General features: G+C 68.6%; 5 protein-coding genes. 1 reads left to right on the forward strand and 4 read right to left on the reverse strand.

What is annotated here, in order from left to right; genetic code table 11:
- Positions 1-1,924, forward strand: a 1,924-nt coding sequence (locus A9X03_RS05580) for an SDR family NAD(P)-dependent oxidoreductase (RefSeq protein ID WP_156746484.1), incomplete at its 5' end; no start/stop codon positions are given.
- 10 nt (positions 1,925-1,934) lie between these two features.
- Here the strand turns inward: A9X03_RS05580 and A9X03_RS05585 are convergent.
- The 4 genes from A9X03_RS05585 to A9X03_RS05600 are packed head-to-tail and all read right to left on the reverse strand — an operon-like array spanning position 1,935 to position 5,844.
- Positions 1,935-3,188 carry an acyltransferase gene (locus A9X03_RS05585; protein WP_068017363.1) on the reverse strand — a complete coding sequence of 418 codons (1,254 nt, stop codon included), beginning with the start codon at positions 3,186-3,188 and terminating at the stop codon, positions 1,935-1,937.
- A gap of 18 nt (positions 3,189-3,206) precedes the next feature.
- The gene (locus A9X03_RS05590) at positions 3,207-4,034 is read right to left on the reverse strand and encodes an ABC transporter permease (protein WP_067749895.1); all 828 of its coding nucleotides are present in this window, start codon (positions 4,032-4,034) and stop codon (positions 3,207-3,209) included.
- A complete protein-coding gene (locus A9X03_RS05595) occupies positions 4,031-4,846 on the reverse strand; it encodes an ABC transporter permease (protein ID WP_067749897.1) in 816 nt (271 codons plus the stop codon). The genes A9X03_RS05590 and A9X03_RS05595 overlap by 4 nt, the downstream gene beginning before the upstream one ends.
- Positions 4,843-5,844: a daunorubicin/doxorubicin resistance ABC transporter ATP-binding protein DrrA gene (locus A9X03_RS05600; protein ID WP_068260069.1), complete on the reverse strand. Its 1,002-nt coding sequence runs from the start codon at positions 5,842-5,844 to the stop codon at positions 4,843-4,845. Before A9X03_RS05600 ends, A9X03_RS05595 begins: the two co-directional genes overlap by 4 nt.
- Between the last annotated feature and the right edge of the window lie 62 nt (positions 5,845-5,906).

The following is a 5,906-nucleotide window of genomic DNA, read 5'->3' on the forward strand; positions in this document are numbered from 1 at the left end:
CGAGCCGCACCAGCTGGGATTCGACCTGGGCGGCGTCGTCACCCGCGTCGGCGCGGACGTCACCGACCACCGCGTCGGCGACCGGGTCGGCGGTTTCTCCGGTTTCGCCAACGGCAGCTGGGGCACGTTCGTCACGTGTGACGCCCGACTGGTGACCACCCTGCCGTCCGGGATGACCGCCGGCCAGGCCGCAGCCGCGGCGACGGCCTACGGCACCGCGTGGTACGGGCTGTACGAACTGGCGGGGATCTCGGCCGAAGACAAGGTGCTCATCCACTCCGGCACCGGCGGCGTCGGTCAGGCCGCGATAGCGATCGCGCGAATGGTGGGGGCGGAGATCTACGCCACCGCGGGCAGCCCGGAACGGCGGGAGATGCTGCGCGACATGGGCATCGAGCATGTCTACGACTCACGCAGCACGGCGTTCGCCGACGAGATCCGCCGCGACACCGACGGGTACGGCGTCGACCTGGTGCTCAACTCGCTGACCGGTGCCGCCCAGCGCGCCGGGCTCAACCTGCTCGCCTACGGTGGGCGGTTCGTGGAGATCGGCAAGCGCGACATCTACGACGACGCCCGGCTGGGCCTGTATCCCTTCCGCCACAACCTCACGTTCTACGCCGTCGATTTGGCGCTGCTGACCAAGACGCACCCGCGGCGGGTGCAGCAGCTGTTGCGGGCGGTCTACCAGCGGATCGCGGACGGTGATCTGCCGCAACCGAATTGCACCGAATACCCGATATCGGAGGCGGCGACGGCGATCCGCGTGATGAGCGGCGCCGAGCACACCGGCAAGCTGGTGCTCACCGTGCCGCGCACCGGCCAGACCCGCGCGGTGCTGCCGCCGGAGCAGGCCCCGGTGTTCCGCGACGACGGCGCCTACATCGTCACCGGCGGCCTGGGCGGCCTGGGCTTGTTCCTGGCTTCCGAAATGGCCAAGGCCGGGTGCGGGCGGATAGTGCTGACGGCCCGCTCCAATCCCACTCCCAAGGCGCGCCAGGCAATCGAACGGCTGCGCGCGAACGGAACCGATGTCGTCGTGGAAAGCGGCAACATCGCCGAGTCAGACACCGCGGCCCGGGTGGTGGCCGCGGCCACGGCCACCGGACTAGCGCTGCGCGGGGTGCTGCATGCCGCCGCGGTGGTCGAGGACGCCGTGCTCGCCAACATCACCGACGATCTGATCGACAAGGACTGGGCGCCAAAGGTCAACGGCGTGTGGAATTTACATCACGCGACAACGGGACAGCCGCTGGACTGGTTCTGCTGCTTCTCGTCGGTGGCCGCGCTGTTCGGCTCCGCGGGCCAGGGCGCCTACGCCGCGGCCTCCAGCTGGCTGGACGCGTTCACCCATTGGCGCCGCGGCCAGGGCCTGCCCGCCACCACGATCGCGTGGGGGGCGTGGGGCGAGATCGGCCGCGCGACCTTCCTGGCGGCCGGGGGCCGCACCACCATGATTGCTCCGGACGAGGGCGCGCGCGCGTTCGAGACGCTGCTCCGGTACGACCGCGGCTACACCGGTTACGTCCCGACGACGGGCGCGCCGTGGCTGGCCGCGCTGGTGGCGCGCAGCCCCTTCGCCGAGGCCTTCCAGGCCGCGGGGGAACAGCACGGCGGCGAGGGCGCCACGCTGCGCGCAGAATTGCGGGCGCTGCCGCCCGACGAATGGCCGGCCCGGCTGCGGCGCCTGATCACCGAGCAGACGGGGCTGATCCTGCGGCGCGCGATCGATCCCGACCGCGCGTTCGCCGATCACGGCCTGGACTCGCTGGGCAACCTCGAGCTGCGGACCCGCATCGAGGCCGAGACGGGGATACGGATCACCCCCAAGGTCGTGGCGACCTACAACTCCGCGCGTTCGCTGAGCCTGCACCTGACCGAGACGCTGGTGGCCGAAGGGGAGGGCGCCGTCGCGGCATCGTGACGGCGCCGGTTCACTCCATGACCCAGCTGTCCTCGTCGACCAGCGAGCACAGCCGCGAATGTATTGCGTCCAAAGTCTTTTCGCGCCCGGGCAGGTGTGCGTGGTGTTCGATGAACAGCCGGTTGGCGAAGGTTCCGACGCTGTAGAGGTCGACGGGCGCGCGGGTGGGGAAGTAGAGCTCGCTCTGAAAGTCCTCGAGCTCGATCTCTTCGGGAACCCGCAGCGGGGGGATGGTGCCGGTGTCGGTGCACAGCACCACCGGAGGGAGCCCGGCCGGGGTGCCCTGATACTGCAGGTTGAAATGCATCGCCGATTGCTGGATCACGCCGTCCGACAGGTCGGTCCGGAAGGACTCGACGATCCCGCGAGCCAGATCCACCAGTTCGGTGTCGGCCCTGATCTCGGCGAGATAGGTGGCCACGCCCAGCGGCAGCGTGCTGCCGGTGAGACTCACCGGGGGTGACAGCAGGTAACGCAGGTCGACCGGATAGATGTAGGGAATCGGAATGTGCGGGGTGCCGCGCATTTCCCACTCGGCCAGCAGAATCGCCGCCGCCACGACGGAGTTGAGGCTGAGCTGATTGGCCAGCCCGAACTCCACCAGCTCCGCCGTCTCCTCTTCGGTGAACCGGATCCGCGCGATCGGAATGGGTTGGATCGCATCCGGATCCGGCATCGCCGGCGGCGTCTCCTGCGCCGGCAGGTCGTAGGCGAACATCGCCTTGAACAGCTTCTCCAGCCCGGAGCGCTGCTGCTTTGTCACGCCACGCTGTTCGAGCAACAGCTCCAGCGATTCTGGCGCGGGCTGCGGTGTGATCGGGGGCGGTGCGCCGGTGGTCACGACATCGGTGTAGAGGGAGAACAGCTCCTCGAGCAGACCGAACGCATGATGGGCGTCCGCGAGGCTGTGATGGGTGTACAGGGTCAGTTCGGTGCGCTCGCCGCTGCGCTTCAACCGGAGATTGAGCAAGGTTTGCGTCTGGTCGAGCCGCATGCCGGCCGATGCCGGATCGGCGTCACCCTCGATCACCCAGATGCCCGGGTGCATCAGGTCTTCCGCGACGATCTGGTAGCGGCCGTCGTCGCCCTGTTCCAGCCGGCCGGTGAACACCGGATGGGACTCGAGCAGCGCGTCGAAGGCGTCGGCCATCGCGTCGAGGTCGACGGGACCGATGATGAAAGCGGTGAATGCAAAATAGGTTTCGTTGACCGCGAAGACCTCTTCGCTGCGCGTCAGCCTTCGGATCACGGATCCGGGAAACATTGTCCCACTACCCCCTTGTCAGCTCGTGCTGGCCCGTCGATAGCCGACCAGCGTCGGCACGATGCACACGGCGGTGATGCCGCCCGCCCACAACAGCGTGGCGATCATCGGCCACCGCACCGGGCCGCCCAGCGACAGGCCACGCATGGCTTCGATCGCGTAGCTCATCGGCTGGTGGGCGACCACCGGCTGTATCCACTTCGGGAATTGGTCCACCGGCAGGAAGCCGGTCGAGAAGACGACGGCCAGAACGTGCAGGAGAGTGACCGTCTCGAGCAGAAAGTTGTTCGCGGTGTACAACGCCGCCATCGTGATCAGGGTCGCGAACGCCAGCCCGAATATCAGCGGGACGACGAACCAGGTCAGGCTGGCGAGGAAACCCTGCCGGAAGCGGAAACCCAGCAGCATTCCGACGCCCAGCACGACCAGCGTGGTGATCATGATCCGAATCATTTCGGCGGCGATGCGCGAGAGCACACCGGACGCGCGGTGCACGGGCACCACCCATAGCCGGCGCAGCAGCCCGTCGGAGCGTTCCCCGATGAGGCCGATCGCCCCGATCGCCGCGCCGTTGATCGTGGCGGCGAGCGCGTTCAGCGGAACCGTGCCGTACAGCGCGCTGTGACCGGTGACCTGCGAAATGACGTTGCCCAGAATGATGTTCAGCGTCAGCAGGAATAGGACGGGCAACACCAGCGCCTCGATCACCGCCGTCAGGTCGCGCGCCCAGCGCAGCAGGATCCGCCGCGTCTGGACCCACGTCTGGGTCGCCAGCGCCCGCGGCGAGTCCTCGTGGTGACGGCGCCGTTCGACGACCGGATCGGTGGCTTCGTGGACCAGGGTCATCGCGCCCGCCTGGCCAGAACGATCGCCGATGCCGGTATCAGCAGCGCCGTCAACCCGGACAACCACGCCAGCGTCGGCGCCAGCACCGGCCACGTCACCGACCCGCCGTACGGGGCGGCGTCCCCGGCCAGGGCGCGCAGGGCGATCACGAACTGGGACACCGGCTGGTTGCGGACGATCGGCTGGATCCAGTGCGGAAACTGCTGCGCCGGTTGGACTCCGGTGGACAGCAGTCCGAAGATCAGCGGCGGCAGGATGAGCAGCGGTGTCATGGCCTCCGGGTTGCGCGTCCCGGTGCCCACCAGGTCCGCCGCGAAGGACAGCATCGACCCGATCGCCACCACCAACAGGCAGAAGGCGACGACGTAGATCGCCGACCGGTGGAACCGGAATCCGATCACGTAGCCACAGACCACCGCCACCGCCACCGAAACCGTGCACCGGTACACCGCGGCCGAGACGCGGGCGCCCACCGGGGCGAACGGGGCCATCGGCATGGACCGGAACCGGCGGTTGATGCCCTGCACCGAATCGGTCGCGGCCCGAAACGCCGTCGACATCGCGGCGAAGGTGATCGCCTGCAGCGCGATCAGCGGCATCACGTATTGCGCGTAGCTGCTGGACAGTCCCTTGGTCGCGGTGCCCATGATCTGATGCAGCGGGATGTAGAAGCCGGCGGTGAAAACGACCGACGACGCGACGGTCACGAGCAGCTCTCCGTTGCGCAGCGTCGGTGCGATGAAGCGGACGGTGAGGACCCACCACTGCGTCAGCGTGGACAGGTGCCGCTCGGTGGTCGCGGTGGCGGTCACCCGACGGCCCGGGTAGCGACGGGGGTGCGCGCGGCGGGGGATTCGTCTGTCAGCGCGAGGAATACGTCGTCGAGCGACGGTCGCCGCAGGGCCACGTCAGCCACCTCGATGTTGGCGGCGGCCAATCGCCCGACGGCCTCGACGAGCGTGTTGGCGCCGTCCGGGGCGGGGATCGCGATTCGATCCGAATCGGGCGTCAGGGTGGCCCTGATCTTCTCCGGCAGCAACGGGCCGAGCACGTCGGCGATCACCCGCAGATCCGCGAGGCGCCGCGGCACGATTTCGCAATAGCTGCCGCCGGTGCGCTCCTTGAGCTCGTCGGCCGTCCCCTCGGCGATCACCCGTCCGTGGTCGATGACGACGATCCGGTCGGCCAGCGCGTCCGCCTCCTCGAGATACTGCGTCGTCAACAGCGTGGCGACGCCCATGTCCTTGAACTTGCCGACCAGGTCCCAAATGCTCTGCCTGCTACGCGGATCCAGCCCGGTGGTGGGCTCGTCGAGGAACACCACCTGGGGCCGGACCACCAGGCCACAGGCGATGTCGATCCGGCGGCGCATGCCGCCGGAGTAGGTCTTCACCCGGCGGTCGGCGGCGTATGCCAGATCGAATTCGTCGATGAGTTGCTTGGCGCGGGCGCGGGCCGCCGACTTGCTCAAGCCGAACAGCCGACCGAACATCACCAGATTCTCGCCGCCGGTGAGCATGTCGTCGATCGCGACTTGCTGCCCGGTGAGCATGATGGCCTGGCGGACACCGGCCGGCTCCCGGACGACGTCGTAGCCGGCGACCACGGCGCGGCCGCTGTCCGGCCGGCTCAGGGTCGACAGGATGTCGACGAGCGTCGTCTTGCCCGCGCCGTTCGGGCCGAGCAGACCGAGCACCTCGCCCCGGCCGACATCGAAGCTGACCTCGTGCAAGGCCACGAAATCGCCGAAGGTCTTGCGGACCTTGTCGACGACGACCGCCTTGTCCGTGGCTCTGCGTGCGTGATTCACCGGGCCCCCTCAGCTCGCATCCAGGGCCGACAAGTCCACCAACGCCAATTCCACCTGCTGCG

Source organism: Mycobacterium sp. E1715 (genome assembly GCF_001667625.1).
In the GTDB taxonomy this organism is placed as follows: Bacteria; Actinomycetota; Actinomycetes; order Mycobacteriales; family Mycobacteriaceae; genus Mycobacterium.